Annotated in this window: 21 protein-coding genes and 2 pseudogenes; 11 read left to right on the top strand and 12 right to left on the bottom strand. The window is 60.2% G+C overall.

Annotation, left to right across the window (positions count from 1 at the left end; genetic code table 11):
- Nucleotides 1-8: 8 nt before the first annotated feature.
- Both AC0L4F_RS09915 and rbfA read right to left on the bottom strand, forming a co-directional pair.
- The gene (locus tag AC0L4F_RS09915; RefSeq protein WP_244687921.1) at nucleotides 9-740 is read right to left on the bottom strand and encodes a phosphodiester glycosidase family protein; all 732 of its coding nucleotides are present in this window, start codon (nucleotides 738-740) and stop codon (nucleotides 9-11) included.
- Nucleotides 740-1,135: a 30S ribosome-binding factor RbfA gene (gene rbfA, locus AC0L4F_RS09910; protein ID WP_244687918.1), complete on the bottom strand. Its 396-nt coding sequence runs from the start codon at nucleotides 1,133-1,135 to the stop codon at nucleotides 740-742. The genes AC0L4F_RS09915 and rbfA overlap by 1 nt, the downstream gene beginning before the upstream one ends.
- A 93-nt stretch (nucleotides 1,136-1,228) precedes the next feature.
- On the opposite strand from rbfA, the gene dapB reads away from it, so the two are divergent.
- A complete protein-coding gene (gene dapB, locus AC0L4F_RS09905; RefSeq protein WP_244687916.1) occupies nucleotides 1,229-2,047 on the top strand; it encodes a 4-hydroxy-tetrahydrodipicolinate reductase in 819 nt (272 codons plus the stop codon).
- Between the two features lie 116 nt (nucleotides 2,048-2,163).
- Here dapB and AC0L4F_RS09900 read toward each other — a convergent pair whose 3' ends face one another.
- Nucleotides 2,164-2,355 (bottom strand): DUF1674 domain-containing protein, encoded by a 192-nt coding sequence (locus AC0L4F_RS09900; RefSeq protein WP_244687914.1) that lies wholly within the window; start codon nucleotides 2,353-2,355, stop codon nucleotides 2,164-2,166.
- Between the two features lie 72 nt (nucleotides 2,356-2,427).
- Between AC0L4F_RS09900 and AC0L4F_RS09895 the strand changes: the two genes are divergently transcribed.
- From AC0L4F_RS09895 to AC0L4F_RS09875, 5 genes and pseudogenes are all read left to right on the top strand, one after another.
- Nucleotides 2,428-3,690 (top strand): RsmB/NOP family class I SAM-dependent RNA methyltransferase, encoded by a 1,263-nt coding sequence (locus AC0L4F_RS09895; protein ID WP_244687912.1) that lies wholly within the window; start codon nucleotides 2,428-2,430, stop codon nucleotides 3,688-3,690.
- A 131-nt stretch (nucleotides 3,691-3,821) separates the two neighbouring features.
- Nucleotides 3,822-5,570 carry a heparinase II/III family protein gene (locus AC0L4F_RS09890; protein ID WP_244687909.1) on the top strand — a complete coding sequence of 583 codons (1,749 nt, stop codon included), beginning with the start codon at nucleotides 3,822-3,824 and terminating at the stop codon, nucleotides 5,568-5,570.
- 18 nt (nucleotides 5,571-5,588) lie between these two features.
- Nucleotides 5,589-7,188, top strand: a pseudogene (purH, locus tag AC0L4F_RS09885) (bifunctional phosphoribosylaminoimidazolecarboxamide formyltransferase/IMP cyclohydrolase).
- 58 nt (nucleotides 7,189-7,246) lie between these two features.
- Nucleotides 7,247-7,756, top strand: coding sequence for a signal peptidase II (gene lspA / locus AC0L4F_RS09880; protein ID WP_244687907.1), 510 nt, complete (start codon nucleotides 7,247-7,249; stop codon nucleotides 7,754-7,756).
- Between the two features lie 55 nt (nucleotides 7,757-7,811).
- Nucleotides 7,812-8,360, top strand: coding sequence for a DUF3035 domain-containing protein (locus AC0L4F_RS09875; RefSeq protein WP_336623641.1), 549 nt, complete (start codon nucleotides 7,812-7,814; stop codon nucleotides 8,358-8,360).
- A gap of 78 nt (nucleotides 8,361-8,438) precedes the next feature.
- On the opposite strand, the gene AC0L4F_RS09870 is transcribed toward AC0L4F_RS09875, so the two are convergent.
- The 3 genes from AC0L4F_RS09870 to AC0L4F_RS09860 form a co-directional block, all read right to left on the bottom strand.
- On the bottom strand, nucleotides 8,439-8,984 hold the full coding sequence (locus AC0L4F_RS09870; RefSeq protein ID WP_244687905.1) for an NADPH-dependent FMN reductase: 546 nt from the start codon (nucleotides 8,982-8,984) through the stop codon (nucleotides 8,439-8,441).
- Nucleotides 8,985-9,144: 160 nt separating this feature from the next.
- A complete protein-coding gene (locus AC0L4F_RS09865) occupies nucleotides 9,145-9,801 on the bottom strand; it encodes a YiaD family glycine zipper/OmpA-like lipoprotein (protein WP_442920387.1) in 657 nt (218 codons plus the stop codon).
- 123 nt (nucleotides 9,802-9,924) lie between these two features.
- Nucleotides 9,925-10,764, bottom strand: a complete 840-nt coding sequence (locus AC0L4F_RS09860) for a methylated-DNA--[protein]-cysteine S-methyltransferase (protein ID WP_244687901.1) — start codon at nucleotides 10,762-10,764, stop codon at nucleotides 9,925-9,927.
- Nucleotides 10,765-10,858: 94 nt separating this feature from the next.
- On the opposite strand from AC0L4F_RS09860, the gene nth reads away from it, so the two are divergent.
- Together nth and AC0L4F_RS09850 are read left to right on the top strand one after the other, a co-directional pair.
- Nucleotides 10,859-11,503, top strand: a complete 645-nt coding sequence (nth, locus tag AC0L4F_RS09855) for an endonuclease III (protein ID WP_244687899.1) — start codon at nucleotides 10,859-10,861, stop codon at nucleotides 11,501-11,503.
- On the top strand, nucleotides 11,500-12,498 hold the full coding sequence (locus tag AC0L4F_RS09850) for an adenosine kinase (RefSeq protein WP_244687896.1): 999 nt from the start codon (nucleotides 11,500-11,502) through the stop codon (nucleotides 12,496-12,498). Before nth ends, AC0L4F_RS09850 begins: the two co-directional genes overlap by 4 nt.
- 128 nt (nucleotides 12,499-12,626) lie before the next feature.
- Here the strand turns inward: AC0L4F_RS09850 and AC0L4F_RS09845 are convergent, their stop codons facing one another.
- Complete coding sequence (locus tag AC0L4F_RS09845) at nucleotides 12,627-13,445, bottom strand: sulfotransferase family protein (RefSeq protein WP_244687894.1); 819 nt, start codon at nucleotides 13,443-13,445, stop codon at nucleotides 12,627-12,629.
- Nucleotides 13,446-13,584: 139 nt separating this feature from the next.
- On the opposite strand from AC0L4F_RS09845, the gene AC0L4F_RS09840 reads away from it, so the two are divergent.
- Nucleotides 13,585-15,162: a DUF5928 domain-containing protein gene (locus tag AC0L4F_RS09840; RefSeq protein WP_244687891.1), complete on the top strand. Its 1,578-nt coding sequence runs from the start codon at nucleotides 13,585-13,587 to the stop codon at nucleotides 15,160-15,162.
- Nucleotides 15,163-15,170: 8 nt separating this feature from the next.
- Nucleotides 15,171-15,548 (top strand): HIT domain-containing protein, encoded by a 378-nt coding sequence (locus AC0L4F_RS09835; protein WP_244687889.1) that lies wholly within the window; start codon nucleotides 15,171-15,173, stop codon nucleotides 15,546-15,548.
- Nucleotides 15,549-15,599: 51 nt separating this feature from the next.
- On the opposite strand, the gene AC0L4F_RS09830 is transcribed toward AC0L4F_RS09835, so the two are convergent.
- Nucleotides 15,600-16,505, bottom strand: coding sequence for a LysR family transcriptional regulator (locus tag AC0L4F_RS09830; RefSeq protein ID WP_244687887.1), 906 nt, complete (start codon nucleotides 16,503-16,505; stop codon nucleotides 15,600-15,602).
- Nucleotides 16,506-16,788: 283 nt separating this feature from the next.
- On the opposite strand from AC0L4F_RS09830, the gene AC0L4F_RS09825 reads away from it, so the two are divergent.
- Nucleotides 16,789-17,139: a VOC family protein gene (locus AC0L4F_RS09825; protein WP_244687885.1), complete on the top strand. Its 351-nt coding sequence runs from the start codon at nucleotides 16,789-16,791 to the stop codon at nucleotides 17,137-17,139.
- 66 nt (nucleotides 17,140-17,205) lie between these two features.
- On the opposite strand, the pseudogene AC0L4F_RS09820 reads toward AC0L4F_RS09825, so the two are convergent.
- The 4 genes and pseudogenes from AC0L4F_RS09820 to AC0L4F_RS09805 all read right to left on the bottom strand — a co-directional run bounded on the left by AC0L4F_RS09820 (nucleotide 17,206) and on the right by AC0L4F_RS09805 (nucleotide 21,421).
- A pseudogene (locus AC0L4F_RS09820) lies at nucleotides 17,206-19,232 on the bottom strand (oxidoreductase).
- A gap of 339 nt (nucleotides 19,233-19,571) precedes the next feature.
- Nucleotides 19,572-19,949, bottom strand: a complete 378-nt coding sequence (locus AC0L4F_RS09815) for a hypothetical protein (protein WP_244687883.1) — start codon at nucleotides 19,947-19,949, stop codon at nucleotides 19,572-19,574.
- Nucleotides 19,950-19,959: 10 nt separating this feature from the next.
- Entirely contained in the window at nucleotides 19,960-20,733 is a 774-nt protein-coding gene (locus AC0L4F_RS09810; RefSeq protein WP_244687880.1) for a DUF6478 family protein, read from the bottom strand.
- A 133-nt stretch (nucleotides 20,734-20,866) separates the two neighbouring features.
- On the bottom strand, nucleotides 20,867-21,421 hold the full coding sequence (locus AC0L4F_RS09805) for a hypothetical protein (RefSeq protein WP_244687878.1): 555 nt from the start codon (nucleotides 21,419-21,421) through the stop codon (nucleotides 20,867-20,869).
- Nucleotides 21,422-21,480 lie beyond the last annotated feature (59 nt).

The following is a 21,480-nucleotide window of genomic DNA, read 5'->3' as shown; positions in this document are numbered from 1 at the left end:
AATGTCGGCTACGGCGCGACAACCGCGATAATCGGCCCCATGGCAAAGCCAAGATCATTGCGCCCGATATCCGGCGCATACATGCGCGAGATGTTTCCATCCAGAAACAGCGCATTCGGCAGCTTCAGCACATCGCGAAAGAAGCTGGCAAATTCCCAGAAGGTGACGGAATTGTTGGAAATCACAAACACCGCACGCTTGCCATCACGGGTGGCGCCGACGCCGTTGCGGATGTTGCGGGACGTGCTGTCGCGCAGGAACGCGGGGTGCAGGGCCCCGTCGATCACCAGCATTGGCCCGGATTGGGTGGCATGGTCGCACTGCGGCGTCCGCGCCAGATAGTCGAGGGTTTCAAACACCCGCGCCCGGTCGGCTGTGATGCAGAAAATCCCGTTCGGCAGCAGCCCGAAGTTGCCCGGACCCGCGTTCGAGACAACCCGCATATCCTCTTGGCCATCTTCGATATAATGGCCAACCGGCGCGCGATCAGTATGATACATGCCGCCATTGACCGCAAAACTCAGCGACTGGCCCCGGTTGCGCAGCGCCGTATCGAGTTTGGAAAAATGCCCATAAGGCGCGCCGTTTTCGTCGGCGCGAAACAGCCGCAGGTTTTCCGTGACAGGATCAACCGCGCAAACCGTGAACCGATTGCCGTCGTGGCGTTGGTTTTCGCAGGTGACCGCCGCCGCCTGTGACGACAGCGCAATCAGAAATGCAACAGCCAGCGCCCGAAACATCAATCGTCCAGATCGCGCCGCACGTCGTCCCTTTCGAACAGACGTCTGGTGTCGTCCATCCGGTCAAACGTGTCATCCAGCCGAAACCGCAGGTCAGGCGCGAATTTCAAGGTCAGCTGCTTGCTGACAAGATGGCGCAACTCACCTTTGTTGCGCGCCAGCAGCGCCACGACCTCGTCCCCGCCCTGCCCGCCCAGAGGGCAGACATAGACAGTGGCGATTCGCAGATCGGGGGATGTGCGCACCTCGCCCACCGTGATCGAAATACGGTTGAGGTCGGGGTCATGCACATCACCGCGCATCAGCACCTCGGACAATGTACGCCGGATCAGCTCGCCGACGCGAAGCTGACGTTGCGATGGGCCTTGCCCGTCATGAAAAGTATTCTTCGCCATACCTGCCAGATACGCTTTCGCAGGGGCTTTGCCAAGACGTGCAACGCGGGGTATGTGAAGACGGCCATGCGATAAGGCCAAGGAGACAATGAAATGACCGCACCCATTCCCGGAATCGTGATCACTGGGGCCTCTGGCCGCATGGGCCAGATGTTGATCCGCACCGTCTGTGCCAGTGACAAGATGCATCTGGTCGCGGCCCTGGAACGTGAAGGGCACGATTGGATCGGCCGCGATGTCGGCGCAGCCATGGGCGGCGCGGATCTGGGGGTTGTGGTCAGCGATGATCCGCTTGCGGCCTTTGCCAAAGCACAGGCGGTGATTGATTTCACCGCCCCGGATGCCACAGTGGAATTCGCGGCACTGGCCGCACAGGCACGGCTTTGCCATGTGATTGGCACCACCGGGATGGAGGAAAGCCACCTGACCCGGATCAAGGCCGCCGCGCGCCATGCGGTGATCGTGCGGGCCGGAAATATGTCATTGGGTGTGAACCTTTTGACGGTATTGGCCGAGAAAGTCGCCCGCGCATTGGATGACGATTATGACATCGAAGTGATCGAGGCGCATCACAACCGCAAGGTCGACGCACCATCAGGCACCGCATTGATGCTCGGAGAGGCCGCTGCCAAGGGGCGCGGCGTCGAACTGGCGGAGGTCTCTGACCGGGGCCGCGATGGCATTACCGGCGCACGAAAGAAGGGCGATATCGGGTTCGCCGTGATTCGCGGTGGCGATATTGTCGGTGAGCATGACGTGATGTTTGCCGCCGCCGGCGAACGCATCACGCTGCGCCATGTCGCCAGTGACCGGTCGGTCTTTGCCCGTGGCGCATTGAAAGCCGCGCTCTGGGGACAGGACCGGGCCCCGGGTGAATATGACATGATCGACGTGCTTGGGCTGGGCCAGTAGGGTTTCAAGGCCCAGTCAAAGCCCGGTCAGGGTCACCTGCGTTCAGGCCACGCAGGCCTTGGGGCGCTGCCCCAAACCCTGGGATATTTGTGAACAGAAGAAGGACCCGTTCCGCATCAGAAGTCGATGGCGAGGCCCTTTTTCTCCCAATCGCCATAGCGCACCGGTTCGGGACCATCGCGCCCGCCCAGTTCCGTTGGCAGCGGGTCGGCTTTGGCTGCTTCAATGCGGCGGGCATCGGCCTCTTCCAGCGCGCGACGGGCGGCTTCGGGCAATTTGGCGCGGCGTTCTGTTTCGGTTTCAGACATTTGGCTTTCCTCACGGCTTGAGCCTAGATATACGCGCTGAATTCTTATGGGCAAGCGGGCTGGAGGTCGCAGATGGCAGGATCGGCACGACAGGGCGCGTTATGGCTTTTGGGCCAGGTGCTGAATGACCGGCGGCTTTTGTCGGAATTGACCGGTGCGCCGCAGCATCAGCGGTTGGAACCCGGCGATCGCGCACGGGCCTTGCGGTTGACCCTGGAAACCCTGCGCGGGCTGGAACGGGCCGACCGGGTGGTGAAGCCCTATTTGCGCAAAATGCCGCCGCTGGCGGTGCGCAATGTGCTGCGATTGGCCACGGTTGAGCTGTGTCAGGGCGGGGATGCCCATGGTGTGGTCAACGAGGCCGTCGAATATGTGCGCCGGGGCAAACGGACCGCCAGTTATGGTGGCTTGGTCAATGCGGTCCTGCGCAAGGTGGCCACCGAGGGCGCGGAAAAATGGGCGGAATTGCGGGTGCCGCGGCTGGCGAAATGGCTGCGTCAGCCGCTGGTTCAGGCCTGGGGCGCCGACGCGGTGGCGGCCATGGAAGTGGTGCATTTTACCGGGGCGCCGCTGGACCTGAGCCTGAAGGCCGCGGATTGGGATCAAGGTCCGGCTGCGGATCTTGCGGCAGAGGTTTTGCCCACGGGGTCGCTACGGCTGAGCAACCCGGGCCAAGTCAGCGCCTTACCCGGCTTTGCCGAGGGCGCATGGTGGGTTCAGGATGCGGCGGCGGCCCTGCCTGTGCGTGGATTGAGCGATGTTTCCGGGTTGAAGGTGCTGGATATGTGCGCCGCGCCGGGCGGCAAGACATTGCAGCTGGCGGCGGGTGGCGCGGATGTGACCGCATTGGACATCTCGGAGAGCCGATTGGGACGGTTGCGCGAAAACCTGCAACGCACCGGCCTGACGGCAGCGATCGTGGCCTCGGATGCGCTGGCATTTCAGGGGACATTTGATGCGATTGTGCTGGATGCGCCCTGTTCCGCGACCGGCACGATCCGACGCCACCCCGACCTTCCGCTGGCGCGCGACGGGGCCGAGATTGGCGGGCTGATCGAATTGCAGGCCGCGATGATCGACCACGCGCTGACCCTTTTGAAGCCCGGCGGGCGGTTGATATACTGCACCTGTTCGCTTTTGCCGGACGAAGGTGAAAGCCAGATTGACGAGGCGCTGGAACGTCATCCGGGGCTGCGGGTTGTGCCAGAGGCATTTGATCTGCCCGGTATCGAGAAGGACTGGCGCAGCAGCGAAGGGGGCATTCGCCTGCGGCCGGATTACTGGGCCGAACGTGGCGGAATGGACGGTTTCTATATGGCCTGCCTGAGCCGCTGAGCCCGGCTGCCATCCTGCGCCAACCAGGCAACAGAACCGCCGGGGGAATGATTTTTCCAAGGTGACTTTGCCCGATCTGGCGGGTATGATTGGCGAAATGCCGCGCGCAAAGTGCGGATGAGGCAGAGCATATGTCCGAGAACGAAAGCTGGTCAGCGCGACGCACGCGCCTGATGCACCGGGTTCATGCCCGGTTGGCCGCGCGCGGGCGTGCGGCCACGGCATTTGTGTCCCAGCCAGAGCCGCGCACCATCGGCAGTTTCAATCGCGGACGCCAGTTGATTGCCGGAAACCTGATGTTTGCCGGGCATTTGATCGAGGCTGACGACGCCATGCTCTGGGACATAGAGCCGCCCGACGGGGCCTTTGTCGAACAGATTCATGGCTTTGGCTGGCTTGATGATCTGGCCGCCGTGGGGGACATGCGCGCACGCAATGTGGCGCAACGCTGGCTTTTGGGGTGGATCGAACGCTATGGCAACGGCTCGGGGCCGGGCTGGACCCCGGATCTGGCGGGGCGGCGGTTGGTGCGCTGGACCCATCATGCGATTTTCCTGTTGCGCGCGTTGGAAGCCGAGCATTCTGATCGGTTTTTCAAATCGCTGGCACATCAGACCCTGTTTCTTGGACGGCGCTGGTCCAAGGCGGCCCCCGGCCTGCCCCGGTTCGAGGCGCTGACTGGCCTGCTTTATGCGGGGCTGAGCCTGCGCGGGATGGAGGAATTCACTGCCTCGGCCAAAAACGCACTGGCGCGCGAATGCGGCAATCAGATTGATGAACAAGGTGGCATTCCCACCCGCAACCCCGAAGAGTTGCTTGAGGTGTTCACCCTGCTGACCTGGGCGGCGGCGGCGCTGGAAGAGACCGGGAACATGATTGCCCCGGCGCATCAGGCCGCCATCACCCGCATTGCCCCGACGCTGCGGGCGTTGCGCCACAGTGACGGCGGGTTGGCGCGGTTTCATGGCGGCGGACGCGGCATTGACGGGCGGCTGGATCAGGCGCTGTCGGCGTCCGGTGTGCGCCGCGGAGCCGAGGGGCTGGCCATGGGATTTGCCCGGCTGTCGGCGGGGCGTACCTCGGTGATTGTGGACGCCAGCCCACCGCCCGAAGGCGCAGCATCGTTCAACGCCCATGCCTCGACCCTGGCGTTCGAGGTGACCTCCGGGCGCAGACCGCTGATTGTCAGCTGTGGGTCCGGGGCGTTCTTTGGCGAAGATTGGCGGCGGGCCGGTCGGGCCACGCCGTCACATTCCACCTTGGCGTTGGAAGGCTATTCCAGCGCCCGTTTGGGTCGCGAAGGCCGGGTTGGCGGCGCACGGCGGGAAATGCTGGAAGATGCCCCGCGTGAGGTGCCGGTGGAAATCGGCCAGATGCCGGATGGGCTAAAGCTTGAGGCCGGGCATGATGGGTATGTTTCGACCCATGGGTTGACCCATGCGCGTATCCTGGAAATGACCTTTGATGGCCGTGGTCTGGTGGGCGAAGACATGTTGCTGGCGTTGAAAGCGCCGGACAAGAAGCGATTCGACCGGGTCCTGGCCGCTGCCGGGAAATCCGGCGTGCCCTATCACGCACGGTTTCATTTGCACCCCGATGTCGACGCCGAGGTCGATATGGGCGGCATGGCGGTGTCATTGGCGCTGCGATCCGGGGAAATATGGGTTTTTCGCCACGAAGGCACGGTTGAAATGTCGCTGGAACCCTCGGTTTATCTGGAATCCGGGCGATTGCGGCCCCGCGCGACGAAACAGATCGTTTTATCTCACCGGGCAATGGGCTATGCGACCCGCATCCGGTGGTCTTTGGCCAAGGCGCATGACACAGCCGTGGCAACCAGAGACCTGACCCGGGACGACGAATTCGATTTTGACAGCTGACCGCAGGACCCCGAAACCATGACCGATGCAAACCCTCTCGTGCCGATCCGGCGCGCCCTCCTTTCCGTATCCGACAAGACCGGGTTGATCGACCTTGGCCGTGCGCTGGATGAGCGCGGGGTTGAATTGCTGTCGACCGGCGGATCGGCCAAGGCCCTGCGCGATGCCGGGCTGACGGTGCGTGATGTGGCGGATGTGACCGGCTTTCCCGAAATGATGGATGGCCGGGTCAAGACTTTGCATCCCGGCGTACACGGCGGATTGCTGGCGCTGCGCGACAATGCCGACCATGTGGCGGCCATGGAGGAACACGGGATCGGCGCAATCGACCTGTTGGTGGTGAACCTCTATCCGTTTGAGGAAACCGTCGCCAAGGGCGCGGATTACGACACCTGTATCGAAAATATCGACATTGGCGGCCCGGCGATGATCCGCGCGGCGGCCAAGAACCACGGGTTTGTCACCACGGTGGTGGATGTCGAGGATTACGAAGCGCTGCTGCTGGAGCTGAATGCAAATTCCGGTGCCACATCCTATGCCTTCCGTCAGCGTCTGGCGCAGACCGCCTATGCCCGCACCGGGGCCTATGATGCGGCGGTGTCGTCCTGGATGGCGGATGCCTTGGGCGAGGTCGCCCCGCGCCGCCGTGCGGTGGCCGGACAGGTCAAACAAACCCTGCGCTATGGTGAGAACCCCCATCAGAAAGCGGCGTTCTACAGCGATGGCACAGAGCGCCCCGGCGTCGCGACAGCCGTGCAGCATCAGGGCAAGGAATTGTCCTATAACAACATCAATGACACCGACGCCGCGTTCGAGCTGGTGGCGGAATTTGCCCCAGAGGCCGGTCCGGCCTGTGCGATCATCAAACATGCCAACCCCTGTGGCGTGGCCCGTGGCACAACCCTGCTTGACGCCTATAAGTCGGCATTTGATTGTGACCGGACCTCGGCCTTTGGCGGGATTGTCGCGTTCAACCAACCGCTGGACGAAGAAACCGCGCAGGAAATCACCGGTATTTTCACCGAGGTGGTGATCGCGCCCGGTGCCAACGACGGCGCAATGCGTATTTTCAAAGAGAAGAAGAATCTGCGTCTGTTGACCACCGAAGGCTTGCCAGATGTCAAAGTCGGCGGTCAGGTGATGCGCCAGGTGGCCGGCGGCTTCCTGATGCAGGACAAGGATGTCGGCTATGTCGGGTTGGACGATCTGAAGGTGGTGACCAAACTGGCGCCGACCGATGCGCAGATGGCTGATCTTTTGTTTGCCTGGAAAGTGGCAAAACATGTGAAGTCCAACGCCATTGTCTATGTCCGCGATGGCGCGACCGTGGGTGTGGGCGCCAGGCCAGATGAGCCGTCTGGACAGCGCATTGATCGCCGCGAAAAAGGCCGAGCGTATGGCCGAGGCCATGGGATTGGAGACACCGTTGACCCAAGGCTCGGCCGTGGCGTCGGATGCGTTCTTCCCCTTCCCTGACGGGTTGCTGGAGGCCGCAGCGGCCGGGGCAACCGCAGTCATTCAACCGGGCGGATCAATGCGCGACGCAGATGTGATTGCGGCGGCGGATGAGGCCGGATTGGCCATGGTCTTTACAGGAATGCGCCATTTCCGGCACTAAGCCCGGGATAGCGACAGAAGGCAGAGCACGTATGGCAGGCACACAACGCAGCACACAGATGCGCACAATTTTTTGGGCAGCAATCTGGGTCTTTTTGCTGGATCAGATCAGCAAATATGTTGTCGTGCATCTGCTGGACCTGCGCACCTTGGGTGAAATCGACGTTTGGCCGCCCTTCATCAATCTGCGTATGGCATGGAATTCAGGCATCAACTTTGGCCTGTTTTCCGGCCATACCGACCTGGCCCGACTGGTGTTGATTTCAATTGCACTGGGCATTGTCGGGGTTGTGATTGTCTGGGTCTGGCGTGACCCGCCGGGGCGGATCGGGCGAATTTCTGCCGGTTTGCTGATTGGTGGCGCGCTGGGCAATGTCGTGGATCGGGCGATCTATGGCGCGGTGGCGGATTTCCTCAACATGTCCTGTTGCGGCCTGGAAAACCCATATGCCTTCAATCTGGCGGATATTGCGGTCTTTGCCGGGGCATTTGGGCTGGTGCTGTTTTCTGGGAATGATGCGGGACATGGTTCCGGCAACGACAAACGCCCGCGCAAAAAGGGCACGTGACCTTGGCCAAGGATTCCGTTAAGTCTTGGCCAGAGAGCAGGTGGAGAAGATACGTATGACGATGCCGCGCATTGCAAATCCGATTGCAAAGCTGAGTGTGTTGCTGGCCCTGATGGTCGGTCTTGCCGCCTGTGGAAATCGCGATATTGGTCTGCACGAATTGCGTGTGCGTGGCGATGGCCCGGAAGAATTCGCCATTGTGCCCGCCAAGCCGCTGGAAACACCCGAAAGCTTTGCCGCGCTGCCGACCCCGACACCGGGCGGCAACAATCGCACAGACCTGACACCCGAAGCAGATGCGGTCGCCGCCCTGGGCGGAGACGGCAATCGCGCCACCCCGCGCGGTGCTGGGGTTGGTGCAGGGGACGGCGCATTGGTGACCTATGCCTCGCGTCAGGGTGTGAACACCGGCATTCGGGCGCAACTGGCCGCCGAGGATCTGGAATTCCGCAAACGGGCGTCGCTTTTCACCTGGCAGATCATGCGTGAGGATCAATATTACGACGCCTACCGTCGTCAGGCGATTGATCCCTATCTGGTGCTACGTGCCTATCGCCGCGCCGGTGCGCGCACGCCGTCCGCGGTGCCACCCGGTTCCAATTGATTGCATGGCTGAAGGGATAGACCTTTCAGCAGCATGCAGTTGTGTTTCGGGGCGCTGCGTTTCCGGGGCTTGCGGCAGCTAGGCCGCTTTGGATTGAGCGGCGTTTCGCAATGCTGCCATCAAATCACCCAAAGACTTTTCTGTCCGTTCGTTGATCAAACGCCCGGACTCGTCGAATTGCTGACGGCCCTGCGCCAACAGAACCTCTGGTCCCTGCAAGATCCTTGGCCGAAACGCCACCATGCAAGACCGCAGCATGGTCTGCGTGCGTTCGCCGCCGGATCGACCGCTGGCTGACGACATGATGGCCACAGGCTTGTCCGCCCAGGGCGCGCCCTCGGTTCGGCTGACCCAATCCAGGGCGTTTTTCAACACGCCGGAAATACCTTTGTTATACTCTGGCCCGGAAATCACCACCGCATCCGCCGCGGCGATTTGGGTGGCCAGGCGCTGCACTTCGGCTGGAATACCCCGGTCTTCCACATCGCCATCATACAGCGGCAGATGCAGATCCGCTTCGATGAAGTCGCAGTCACCGAACAGGCGCGCCGCTTCTAACATCAATTTCCGGTTGGAGGATTCTGCCCGCAACGCCCCGGATATTCCCAATAGCTTCATCGGCATATCGCCCCCTTTTCTGACAGTGCAAAGTTGGATGTGATTGCACCACATGGCAAGGGGCATGGGCACATATCCACTGTGCGCCATCAAGCATCGCCAAAAATGAAAAGCCCCGGTTCGCGATAACCGCGCCGGGGCTTTTGCTATTCAAAAGACTGCTGATTTAGGCGTTGGGCAGGATCACAATCTCTACCCGACGGTTGCGGGCCTTGCCCTCTGGCGTCAGGTTATCCGAAATCGGCTGATCTTCGCCGCGACCGATGGTTTGAATCCGGCCCGACGACACGCCAGAAGCGGTCAGCACATTGGCCACCGATTGTGCGCGACGCTGCGACAGCGCCAAGTTGTAGCCGGCATCCCCATCGCTGTCGGTGTGGCCGACGATTTGCACTGTGGAATTCGGATAGGCCTGAAGGTTGCCCGCCATGGCGCGCAGATCGCGTTGCAGGTCAGGACGCACAGTCGCGTCATCCACAGCGAACAAAATGTCGTTCGGCAGTGTGACGATCAGACGGTCGCCGGTGTTGTTGATGGTGACATTGCCATTTTGCAGGCTGGCACGAAGGTCTTCTTCCTGTTGGTCCAGCTTGTTGCCGATCACCGCGCCAGCGCCAGCGCCCAGAACCGCGCCACCGATGATCCGGTTGCGTTTTTCTACCTCATTGCCGCCGGCAATCAGACCCGCTGCCGCACCGGCCAGACCACCAATAACCGCGCCTTGGCGGGCTTTCTGGTTCTGGTTCGGACCGTCGGTTGTGCAAGCTGCCAATGCGACGGTTGCCGCGGACACCAAAAGAAGGGATTTGTTCAGTCGAAGAATCATGTTTTGCCTCATAAGATACACGGTCTTTGCGTCGCGTTGTTCTATATATCAGGCGGGACTCTGCGCATGTTCAAACCTTCGTGCAAGGGGGAATCGGCGGAAGGTCGCTGCAGGGCGGAATTACGCCTCTGCCCGCGCGGATTCATAGGCCAGCAGCGCGCGTTTGACCGGCAAGCCCCAGTGATAGCCGCCCAAGCCGCCGGATTTGCGCAAGGCCCGGTGACAGGGGATCAGCCAGGAAATCGGATTGCGCCCGACCGCCGTGCCGACCGCGCGCACCGCACGCGGATTGCCGATGGACTGGGCAATTTCGGAATAGGTGGTGACATGACCCGACGGGATGGCCAACAGCGCCTCCCACACCTTGATCTGAAACGGCGCACCAATCAGATAGAGCGGCGTTTCTGCGCCGGCCACCTCGCCAAATGCGGCGCGCACCCACGGGACCAGCCGCTCCGGCGATTCGACAAATTCCGCCGTCGGCCAGCGGCCACAGAGATCGCGCATGCATTCGCCGTCGCCGGTTTCCGCCGCGAACCCCAATCCGCAGATCCCCTTGTCGCTGCCCATCACCAGGGCACGACCAAAGGGGCTGTCAAACCAACCCCAATAAAGCGTCAGCCCCGCGCCGCCATTGGCGTATTCGCCTGGGCTCATCGCCTCCCACCGCAGGAACAGGTCGTGCAATCGCCCACCACCGGACAGGCCCGCACCATTCGCGGCCTCCAACGTGGTAAACCGCTCGCGCAACAAGGACTTGGCATGGCCCAGCGCCAGATATTGCTGATACCGTTTGGGGGACACCCCCACCCATTTGGAAAACAGCCGCTGAAAATGGGCCGGGCTCATATGCATTTCGCCCGCCAAAGCATCCAGCGTCAGGGGTGTGTCGCTGGCGTCGATCAGGTCAATCGCACGGCGCATGATGTGATAGTGGTATCCGTCTTGCTGGTCCGTCATGGGGCTGATCTCCTTTGCCCGTAATCTAGACATCTGGCCCCGCCACCGCGACCCGAATGTTGCGCATAGCGTCCACCTGGGCCATAGAGCGCATATGGCAAAACAGCTTGATTATCATACGATCCGCGCGATCTTTGAACGGTTCCAAACCGCCGAGGCCGTGCCAAAGGGCGAATTGGACCACGTCAACGCCTATACGCTGGTGGTGGCCGTGGCGCTTTCGGCGCAGGCCACCGATGTGGGGGTCAACAGGGCCACCAAAGAGCTGTTCAAAATCGCCGACACGCCGCAGAAGATGCTGGATCTCGGCGAAGAGGCCTTGATCGAGCATATCAAGACCATCGGGCTGTACCGCAACAAGGCCAAGAACGTCATCAAGCTGTCGCGCATTCTGGTCGAAGACTACGGCGGCGAGGTGCCCAACAGCCGCGCCGCGCTGATCTCGCTGCCCGGCGTCGGGCGCAAGACGGCGAATGTGGTGCTGAACATGTGGTGGCAGTATCCGGCACAGGCCGTCGATACCCATATCTTTCGCGTTGGCAACCGGTCGGGCATTTGCCCGGGCAAGGATGTCGACGCCGTCGAACGCGCCATCGAGGATAATATCCCGGTGGATTTCCAACAACATGCGCATCACTGGCTGATTTTGCATGGGCGGTATCATTGCAAGGCGCGCAAGCCACAATGTGGCACCTGCCTGATCCGCGATCTCTGTGAATTTGAGGACAAGAACCTATGAAAACCTATCAGGTTGTCGGTATCGGCAACGCCGTGGTCGATGTGATCACCCAGGCCGACGACAGCTTTCTCGATCACATGGGCATCCAGAAGGGCATCATGCAGCTGATCGAAAAGGATCGCGCGGAAATGCTTTATGGTGCGATGGGTGAACGCAAACAGGCGGCAGGCGGATCGGTCGCCAATACGCTGGCGGGCATCGGCAATCTGGGGCTGCGCACGGCATTTGTCGGCCGGGTGCATGACGATGCGCTGGGGCGGTTCTATGCCGATGCGATGGAAAAGGCCGGCACGGCCTATGTCAACGCGCCGGTGCCGGGCGGCGATCTGCCGACCTCGCGCAGCATGATCTTTGTCTCGCCGGATGGCGAGCGGTCGATGAACACCTATCTGGGGATCTCTGCCGATCTGGGCCCGGATGACGTCGACGAAAACGTCGCGCGCAATGCCGAGGTGGTGTTTCTCGAAGGTTATCTGTTCGACAAGGACAAAAGCAAACAGGCGTTCATCCGCATGGCGCGCGCCTGTAGTGCCGCGGGTGGCAAATCGGGCATTGCGATTTCCGATCCCTTCTGTGTGGATCGCCACCGCGCCGATTTCCTGAACCTGATCGAACACGAACTGGATTACGTGATCGGCAACGCCGCTGAAATCAAATCCCTATATGAGACTGACGATCTGGATGCCGCGCTGGATAAGGTGGCGGCCATCTGTCCCCTGGTGGCCTGTACCCGGTCAGGTGACGGGGTCACGATCATTGCCGATGGCGTGCGCACGGATGTTGGCGTGCAAAAGATCACGCCGGTCGATGCCACGGGCGCGGGTGACGGGTTTGCGGCCGGCTTTCTCTATGGTCTGGTGACCGGGCAGGATATGGAAACGGCCGGGCGCATGGGCTGTACCGTCGCAGGCGAAGTGATCCGCCACATCGGGCCACGCGCGGAGACCGAATTGAAGCAGGTGTTCGAAGCAGCCGGCCTCGGCGAAGCAGGCTGATATCGCCAGCTGCGAACAGCAAGCCCCGGACATGATCCGGGGCCTCCTGGTCGACAAAATTGATATGAGGTCCCGGATCAGATCCGGGACTGCGACGGATATGCATCGGCGGGCTGTGGGATCAGGCGCTATTCCCCCAGCTTCGCATGCACCTCGTCAAGGTCGATCTCATCCACCGGCTGTTTGTTTGCCGGGTTGGCGACATCATATTTAAAGAGATCGAAATCCCGTTTGTACATTTCATAGACCAGATGCATCGACAGATCGTCGAAATAATCCTCGACCGGATGCAGCCGCTTTGGTCCGTGACCTTCGGATTCGTTGAAACGTGGAATGTCATCCAGTTTTATCGCATGCGGCGTTTCGATCGCATCCAGCACCTGGCTCATGCCCTCGTTGAATTTTTCGGTCCAGATGATCCGATCATACCGGCCACCGTTGGCGATAAAGGTCGACACATGGCCCGAGGTGGCGGACCAATGGATGTCGGGATCCATCGGTTGGCGCCAGCGAATCGTATCCCGGGCAAACAAAAGGAAGCGGCGGAAGCTGGCGATCTGGTCGAATTCGCCTTTGCCATCGTCGCCGCCAACCTCGATCCCGTATTTCTGAATCAGCATCGGCACCAAATTGCCGCGATACCGGTTGCCGTTGCGTTGGATGCCGCAGATCTTGTCAAAGAACGACGACAGGATGCGGGTATAAGGGTTGCGCACACAGGTAAAGGCATAGGCCTGATGCATCTTGACGTTGGCGTTGATCACCTGCTGGCTTTCTTCGCGCGCCCATTTATGCAGCCCCTGCGTCGCATCATGGATGTCGCCATCATAAAACGCGCCATGGTCGGAATAATACAGGATCTGACCGATGGTCGAGCAGGCACATTTCGGCACCACGCGGTACACCACGCTCTCACTTTCTGTCATCCAAGTGCCTGGAAAGCCCACTGTGTTCTGCCTCCTGCCGGTTTTTGCTTTTCAGCGACTATACGCTGGATTGAATTTCGTAATAAAGCCTGTTTATTCAATGGAAATTCAGCCTTAACCTGATACTGCGGCATAATCGTGGGGGAAATCACACAAAGTAATGGCCAAAATCGCCTTCATATTGCTGTGTCACAAGGATCCGGAGGCCATAATCAAACAGGCCCAGCGGCTGACCGCACGCGGCGATTATCTGTCGGTGCATTTTGATGCCCGCGCCCCAAAAGCATATTATGACCAGATCCGTGCCGCTTTGGATGGAAATGAACATGTCACCTTTGCGAAGCGGCGGCTCAAATGCGGTTGGGGGGAATGGAGCCTGGTGCAGGCCACCCTTTACGCCATCGAAGCGGCGGTCGAAGCGTTTCCCGAAGCGACGCATTTCTACATGCTGTCCGGCGATTGCATGCCGATCAAATCGGCCGAGTATGTGCATGAATTTCTTGATGAAAACGACGCCGACTTTATCGAAAGTTTTGATTTTTTCGAAAGCGACTGGATCAAGACCGGAATCCAGGCAGAGCGGCTGATCTACCGCCATTACTTCAACGAACGGCAAAACAAAACGCTGTTTTACGCGGCAATGAACCTGCAAAAGAAGCTGGGGCTGGAGCGTGAGATTCCGGCGGATCTGCAGATCATGATCGGCAGCCAATGGTGGTGCCTGCGCCGTCGCACAATCGAATTGATATTGGATTTTACCCGGGAACGCCGGGATGTGATGCGATTTTTCGCCACCACCTGGATTCCGGACGAGACATTTTTTCAAACCCTGGTGCGCCATCTGGTGCCGGAAGAAGAAATTCGCAGCCGCACGCTGACGTTTCTGATATTCTCCGACTACGGCATGCCGGTCAATTTTCACAATGACCATTATGACCTGTTGCTCAGCCAGGATTTTCTGTTCGCCCGCAAGATCAGCGCCGATGCGCATGAATTGAAGCGGCGGCTTGGGGTGCTTTACTCTTCGGATGGGGCAGAATTTCAGATCTCGAACGAGGGGCGCGGGCTCTATCATTTTCTGGCGGGGCGGGGCCGCGATGGCCGCCGTTTCGCACCACGCTTCTGGGAAAATGAAGGCTCGCTTGGGCGAAACCGCGAAATGCTGATTGTGGTGTGCAAGAAATGGCATGTGGCCAAACGTCTGGTGTCCCGCATTCAGCAGCTGACGAATATTCCCGCGGTCGAATATTTGTTCAACGAAAACAGCTGCCCGCTGCCGGATCTGGGCGGTATTCAGACCACAATGGACAAACGTCACCGCCACCGACGGGCCTTGCTGCGCATGTTGTTCGACAATTTCGATACCAACCGTTTGGTCATCTGCCTCGACCCCGCAAATGTCGATTTGTTGCAGGATTTTTACGGGGACCGGTCTGTGACCCGTATGCTGGAGGTCGAATGCGACTTTTCCGACAGCTACCTTGTGGGCCATGCCCAGCGCGTGGGTCTGGCCGGAGAGCGCACAAAACCCGATGCCTTGAAACGGCTGTTGCCGACAATTCGCAACGATCTGGCGTTTGAAAGCAACCAGATCCGCGATGCCGGATTTGTAAATCACAGCATGATGCGCGAAAGCGACCCGCCAGAGGTCAAGGCCCTGGCGCTTGCAGAATTTCTTCAGGCGACGCCAGAAACGTCACTGGAAATCGCCCTAACCGACAAACTTTTTGCTGATTGAGGACTGCCATGGCATATGCCTATGACGACCAGAACATTTTTGCCCGTATCCTGCGGGGCGAAATTCCCAGTGAACCGGTATTTGAATCCGAGCATTCACTCGCGTTCAAGGATATCACCCCCCAGGCGCCGACACATGTTCTGGTGATCCCGAAAGGCGCCTATGTCAGCTTTGACCACTTTGCGACGGAGGCCAGTGAAGCCGAAATCACCGATTACGTCCGCAGCATTGGGGCGGTCGCCAAGATCTGTGGTGTTTCGCTGGATCAGGGCGGCGGATTTCGCATGATCGCCAATGCCGGTCGTGACGGTGTCCAAGAGGTGCCACATCTTCATGTCCACATTCTGGGCGGGCGGTCGTTGGGCCGGATGCTGAACCCGGCATAACGGCAAAAGGCGGGAACACTCCCGCCTTTCCAATACCTTACTTGATTTGACTTACCATTCTGTCGGGCCTTTGTCGGCAAAGGAATGCACCAGAAAGTCGATAAAGGCACGCACCTTGGGCTGGGTGAACCGGCCCGGCGGGTAGACCGCGTAGATGCCTTGGGTCTCGTTTGGCAGGTCGGGAATTGCATCCATGACCAGACCCTGCGCCATTGCATCCGCATACAGGTAGGACGGAAGATACGCGATGCCCAGCCCGGCAACAGCGGCGTTCAGAAGCGATTGCCCGTCATTGACGCTCAGCCACCCGGCGGTACGCACCTGACGTTTTTCGCCAGAGGGGGCCGTGACCTTCCAGACATTGCCGCTGGATTGGTTGGAATAATGCAGCAGCTTGTGTTCGTTCAGATCGTCAATCCGTTGCGGGCGGCCATATTTTTCGAAATAGGCCGGGCTGGCGATCATGCGCTTGGTGGTCTCGGTCAGCTTGCGGGCGCGAAGCGTGCTGTCTTCCAGCTCTCCGATACGCACGGCCATGTCGAAACCTTCGGAAATCAGTTCGACATAACGATTGTTCAGAACCATGTTGACGGTGATGTCGGGGAATTCAGACAGGAAATCGCCCAAAATCGGTGACATGTGATTGACCCCGAAATCGGTCGCGACAGAAATGCGCAGCAATCCCGAAGGCGCCGATTGCATCGACGTGACAAGCGCATCTGCCTCGCCTGCGTCGTTCAGCACACGCCGCGCCCGGTCATAATAGGCCAGGCCAATTTCGGTGGGGCTGACGCGGCGGGTGGTGCGATTCAACAGCCGCGCACCCAAACGCGCTTCGAGCGAGGATACATGTTTGGACACAGCGGATTTCGAAATCCCCATCTTTCGCGCCGCATCGGTGAACCCGCCTTGATCGACCACTGTGGCAAACGCTTCCATTTCTGTCAGACGGTCCATAAAATATTCCTCGATATAAAAGTTACTCCACAGATCGTTTATGGATTTGAATTCGGGCAGCATCTGGGCCGAGGACTGACAATAAGGCGGTATTTGGTTAACTGTGCGAAAACAAGAAACAAGCCGCCGCACAGAAACCGGCCTTGCCCGGATGGGCCGACGTCATGCCCAAGCCCCTTGTTTTCATGAGGAAAACCCCGGCTTTCCGACGGAAATAATCCCTGAATGACCCAGGGTAAAGCGGTAAGCTTTATTAATTATTCTATAATCTGAGGTAAGTTGGATGGAAAAAGTAACTGGAATTGGCGGGGTCTTTATTCGGTCTTCAGATCCGGATGCATTGGCGGCCTGGTACACGACACATCTTGGCATCGACACCGGCATGTCGGTCTGGGCGCAACCCGCCGGACCAACGGTGTTTGCCCCCTTTCGCAAGGAAAGCGACTACTTTCCGACGTCGCAGCAGGTCATGTTGAACCTGCGCGTTGCAGATATGGATGCGATGACCGCCCAACTGAGGGCGGCGGGCATCGCGGTGGAAACCCGCTCCGAATGGGATGAGCCGGAAATCGGTCGGTTTGCCCGCATTCACGACCCCGACGGGAATGCCATCGAATTGTGGGAACCGGCCTAGGGTCACTAAGGCGGGGAATTTGGTGCGCGCGCCCAAGGTAGGCGCGCTGCACCGGAGATGCCTGCCTTATAGGTCCGCCGCCAGCCGCGTGCCTTGGTTTATCGCGCGTTTTGCATCCAGTTCCGCCGCGACATCCGCGCCGCCAATCACATGTGCGGTGATCCCGCGAGCCGCCAGATCATCGACCAGCGATCGTTCCGGCACCTGACCGGCGCACATCACGATGGTGTCCACTTCCAGAAGCTCCGGGTTTTCGCGTGCTTCGCCGCGCGACACCCAAAGGCCAGCATCGGTGATCCGCTCATAGTTCACCCCGGCCCGCATCTCGACCTGTTTCATCTTTAACGTCGCGCGGTGAATCCAGCCGGTGGTCTTGCCCAACCGCTTGCCCGGGCGTTCCGCCTTGCGCTGCAACAATGTCACCTGCCGTTGCGGTGCCTCGGGCTGTGGTCCTGCGGCCGCCAGCCCGCCCGGTGTCAACGCCGGGTCACCAACACCCCATTGCCGTTTCCATTCCTCTGTATCTTCGGTTGGCGATGGCAGCGCCTCGACCAGATATTCCGCGACATCAAAGCCAATGCCACCGGCCCCAATGATCGCCACCCGCGGGCCAACCACAGCCCCACCGCGCAGCACATCAATATAGCTGAGGACATTGGGCCCATCCTGCCCTGCGATGCCCGGATCACGGGGCGCGACGCCGGTGGCCAGAATGACCTCGTCAAACCCCGCCAGATCGTCGCCGGTCACCCGCGCACCCAACCGCAGGGTAACTGAGGATTGCGCCAGCATGGTCTTGTACCAGTCGACCAACCCGACAAATTCCTCTTTGCCGGGGATACGTTTCGCCATGTTGAGCTGGCCGCCGATCTCATCCGCTTGATCGAACAGGGTCACCGCATGTCCGCGATCCGCCGCCGTCAGCGCCGCCGACAGTCCAGCCGGACCAGCACCCACAACCGCCAGCGATTTTGCCGTTTCCGCAGGGGCGATCACCAGTTCAGTTTCATGGCAGGCGCGCGGGTTGACCAGACAGCTCGAAATCTTGCCGCTGAATGTATGGTCCAAACAGGCCTGGTTGCAGGCAATGCAGGGCGCAATGCGATCCCCCTGCCCCGCCGCCGCCTTGGCGACAAAATCCGCATCCGCCAGGAATGGCCGCGCCATCGACACCATATCCGCACATCCGGATTCAAGAACCTCTTCCGCCACCGCAGGCGTGTTGATCCGGTTCGAGGTGATGATCGGAATTCCAACCTTGCCCATCAGTTTCTTGGTGACCCAGGCAAAGGCCGCACGCGGAACAGAGGTGGCGATGGTCGGGATCCGCGCCTCATGCCAGCCGATACCGGTGTTAAGGATGTCGGCACCAGCGGCCTCGATCTCTTGGGCGAGTTGCACAACCTCGTCATGGGTCGACCCATTGGGCACCAGGTCGATCATCGACAGCCGGTAGATCACGATGAAATCCGCCCCAACGGCGGCGCGCACGCGTTTCACCACCTCGATCGGCAACCGCATCCGGTTTTCATAGCTGCCGCCCCAACTGTCCGTCCGTTTGTTGGTATGGGCGACCAGAAACTGGTTGATGAAATAGCCTTCGCTGCCCATCACCTCGACCCCGTCATAGTCGGCCTCGCGGGCGCGGGCGGCGGCGGTGGCAATGTCGGCGATCTGTTTTTCGATACCGTCTTCGTCCAGCTCCTTGGGGGGAAGGGCGAGATCGGCGATTTGATCGCACTGGGCGCGACACATTCGGGACCATAGGCATAACGTCCGGCGTGCAGGATCTGCATCGCAATCTTGCCCCCCGCGTCATGTACCCGGTCGGTGACACTGCGGTGATTGGCAATATCGTCCGGCGTGAACAACCCCGCCGCGCCGGGGAAAACCCCACCTTCGCGGTTCGGGGCCATGCCGCCGGTGACCATCAACCCAACCCCACCACGCGCCCGCGCCGCATAAAACTCGGCCACCCGTTTCCAGTCCTTGGTTTCTTCCAACCCGGTGTGCATCGACCCCATCAGCACGCGGTTTTTCAACACCGTATGCCCAAGGTCGAGCGGGCGGAACATATTGGGGTAGCTGGTCATATCTGGCGGCCTCCTCTTGCTGGTGCGAGGTCACCCGATGGCCGTGGAATTGTCACGCGGAACGTTGGGTCACAGCGCGCCGATAGAATTGCTGGTGGTGTCTCTGGCTCATGACGCCACAGCACCCTCAATCGGCGGCGTTCAGCACCGATGACACTGCGGATTTGCTAGCCAGGTCCGGTTTTGCCATCAATTGCATCGCCTTTGGGCACCTGCCCCCGCCCCGTAACCCAGGCACGAACAGGTGTCCGAAGATCCGGTCCCGGGCGGCCCACTTGCCGATCCCGGGGCGGAAACGCAGCATGAAATCAAACCTGTGGCCTTTTGTGGTGGGGGGGCTTACCCCGCCTCGCGGCAATGACTGCGAAACGCGCGTTTCAGCAAATCCAGCTCCGCCCGCAAGAGATCCACCTCGGTGCGGATGTCATCGCCCAGCGCCTCTCCCGCCATAAGCGAGAAACTTTCCAGCACATCACCGTTCCCGGCATCGGTAAAAACGATAGTATGGCTGCCCTCGCTCAGAAGTGCCGGAGGTATCCGAAACCGCACCTGCCACGTGCCGGTTTCGCCCTCTTTGCTGAGCTTGATGCCATCCAGCGCGCGATCCCCGTACATTACCTTGATCGACGGGTCGCCCGCGCCGGGCGCGCGGTCACGCAGCACCCCTTCCCAAACACCTTCGAAAAACCGGGTCTTGGTCAGCGTCAGTTCAGACATGGCACATTCCTTATATCTGGGCTCGCAGCCGGCGACTGAACGTCAGATCGCGCATCACCACCTGGTTCATCTGCGGCCCTTCGAAAATCAGGTCGATCCAGGCCTTGTCGATACGTTTTTCGTTCATCTTGGAATAGGCCAGATCAAATTCCACATGCCGATCACCGGATGTCAGCGGCAATTCCCGCACGATCTTTTCCGTATTCGGCCCGCTTTTGATGTTCAGCCGGGCAAAAATTTCCAACGGGCGTTCCATTTCAATCAAGAACTCCATGCGGATCACATGGGCCCGCGTCAGCCCGTCAACCGCCTGTTCCGGAAGATCCAGCGCTACCGACAGGTAAGAGCCGTCAAACCGGAACACATCCATGCGCACGCCAAACGGTGCGAGGTCAGATTTACGCGTATTGCGCAGCTGCCGCAGTGTCAGTTCGGATTCGGCGCAATCGTGGAACACGGTCAATTCCGCGCCCATTTGCGCGCCGGTTTCCACCGAAACCAGCCCCGGTATCGGCAAGGGCCCACGCCACAATTCCGGACGCCAGATCCAATCGCTGTCATGGGGGGCGGAAATCGCATTGCTGTCGATGGCGGGCAGGGCCAGACGATTTTCCGCGATATACAACAATTCATTCAGGTGATGGCGCAAGCGCCGGGCCTGTTTGCGTTGTTTTCGAAGGCGGGGCAAATCGGCTTCGGCCGCGCCCAGGACCGCCGCACGCCAGCGTTTCAATGTCGAGCGATGCCCGATCCGTTCCAAGATACTGCCTGACCGCCGTGCCATGACCCCTGCCTGTCCACCCGCTATGCAATTCCACGCTGAGATGACGCAGTCTTGCTGAAATTCCTTACAATTCTACAAACACCCGAATGTCTACAAACGCCTGAATGCCCCAGCCGGGTCAAGCGCTGTTGCGTCAGAGGTCACCGGAATTGCCCCCCGCGCCACTTTGCGCCGTGCGAATGCCCGCGGCCAGACCCGCCAGCAACATGCTGCCGCCCCGGCTGGCGATCTCGCCATTTTTGGGACCAAAGGCTGCCAGCGACACCATGTGACCGCCATGCACGAACACCGCCCGCCAATGCGGCTCGCCCAGGTCCGTCTCGGTTGCGGCCTGCCCCGATTGCATGCGCATCAACACAACACCGTTGTGCATTTGCTGCTCCAGGATCACCGCATCCGGGATTATGGCACGCAGGGCGTCGGTGGCAATCACCTCGCCCGCCGGGCGGCGGGGCCAGACCGTGACGCTTAACGCGCCCGGCGGCACGAAGGGCCCGGATTTGCCTTCGGTCAGCGCCCGACAGCCCGCCAAAAGCGCAAAACCGCCGCGCCCGCGCGCTTTCAGCGACTTTGGCTCGATGCACCACCCAGCGGGTGCATCGACGATAACGTCGCCATTTGCCAGCGCGACCTTTGTTTGCAGCGCAATGGTCTTTGTCCCGGATTTGGGCGCGTTCAGCGCCGCCAAGAACCCGAGCCCGCCGCCAGCATTGGACTGCGGCCTTGCAGCTGACGCAGACCCCGGCT

Source organism: Marinovum sp. J2-8 (genome assembly GCF_055808435.1).
The sequence above is the reverse complement of the archived record's forward strand: the minus strand, read 5'-3'. Positions and strand labels throughout refer to the sequence as shown.

Excerpts from the sequence above, each read along its gene's own strand:
- AC0L4F_RS09915 (WP_244687921.1), bottom strand. The coding sequence starts at position 740 with ATGTTTCGGGCGCTGGCTGTTGCATTTCTGATTGCGCTGTCGTCACAG.
- rbfA (WP_244687918.1), bottom strand. The coding sequence starts at position 1,135 with ATGGCGAAGAATACTTTTCATGACGGGCAAGGCCCATCGCAACGTCAG.
- dapB (WP_244687916.1), top strand. The coding sequence starts at position 1,229 with ATGACCGCACCCATTCCCGGAATCGTGATCACTGGGGCCTCTGGCCGC.
- AC0L4F_RS09900 (WP_244687914.1), bottom strand. The coding sequence starts at position 2,355 with ATGTCTGAAACCGAAACAGAACGCCGCGCCAAATTGCCCGAAGCCGCC.
- AC0L4F_RS09895 (WP_244687912.1), top strand. The coding sequence starts at position 2,428 with ATGGCAGGATCGGCACGACAGGGCGCGTTATGGCTTTTGGGCCAGGTG.
- AC0L4F_RS09890 (WP_244687909.1), top strand. The coding sequence starts at position 3,822 with ATGTCCGAGAACGAAAGCTGGTCAGCGCGACGCACGCGCCTGATGCAC.
- lspA (WP_244687907.1), top strand. The coding sequence starts at position 7,247 with ATGCGCACAATTTTTTGGGCAGCAATCTGGGTCTTTTTGCTGGATCAG.
- AC0L4F_RS09875 (WP_336623641.1), top strand. The coding sequence starts at position 7,812 with ATGACGATGCCGCGCATTGCAAATCCGATTGCAAAGCTGAGTGTGTTG.
- AC0L4F_RS09870 (WP_244687905.1), bottom strand. The coding sequence starts at position 8,984 with ATGCCGATGAAGCTATTGGGAATATCCGGGGCGTTGCGGGCAGAATCC.
- AC0L4F_RS09860 (WP_244687901.1), bottom strand. The coding sequence starts at position 10,764 with ATGACGGACCAGCAAGACGGATACCACTATCACATCATGCGCCGTGCG.
- nth (WP_244687899.1), top strand. The coding sequence starts at position 10,859 with ATGGCAAAACAGCTTGATTATCATACGATCCGCGCGATCTTTGAACGG.
- AC0L4F_RS09850 (WP_244687896.1), top strand. The coding sequence starts at position 11,500 with ATGAAAACCTATCAGGTTGTCGGTATCGGCAACGCCGTGGTCGATGTG.
- AC0L4F_RS09840 (WP_244687891.1), top strand. The coding sequence starts at position 13,585 with ATGGCCAAAATCGCCTTCATATTGCTGTGTCACAAGGATCCGGAGGCC.
- AC0L4F_RS09835 (WP_244687889.1), top strand. The coding sequence starts at position 15,171 with ATGGCATATGCCTATGACGACCAGAACATTTTTGCCCGTATCCTGCGG.
- AC0L4F_RS09830 (WP_244687887.1), bottom strand. The coding sequence starts at position 16,505 with ATGGACCGTCTGACAGAAATGGAAGCGTTTGCCACAGTGGTCGATCAA.
- AC0L4F_RS09825 (WP_244687885.1), top strand. The coding sequence starts at position 16,789 with ATGGAAAAAGTAACTGGAATTGGCGGGGTCTTTATTCGGTCTTCAGAT.
- AC0L4F_RS09815 (WP_244687883.1), bottom strand. The coding sequence starts at position 19,949 with ATGTCTGAACTGACGCTGACCAAGACCCGGTTTTTCGAAGGTGTTTGG.
- AC0L4F_RS09810 (WP_244687880.1), bottom strand. The coding sequence starts at position 20,733 with ATGGCACGGCGGTCAGGCAGTATCTTGGAACGGATCGGGCATCGCTCG.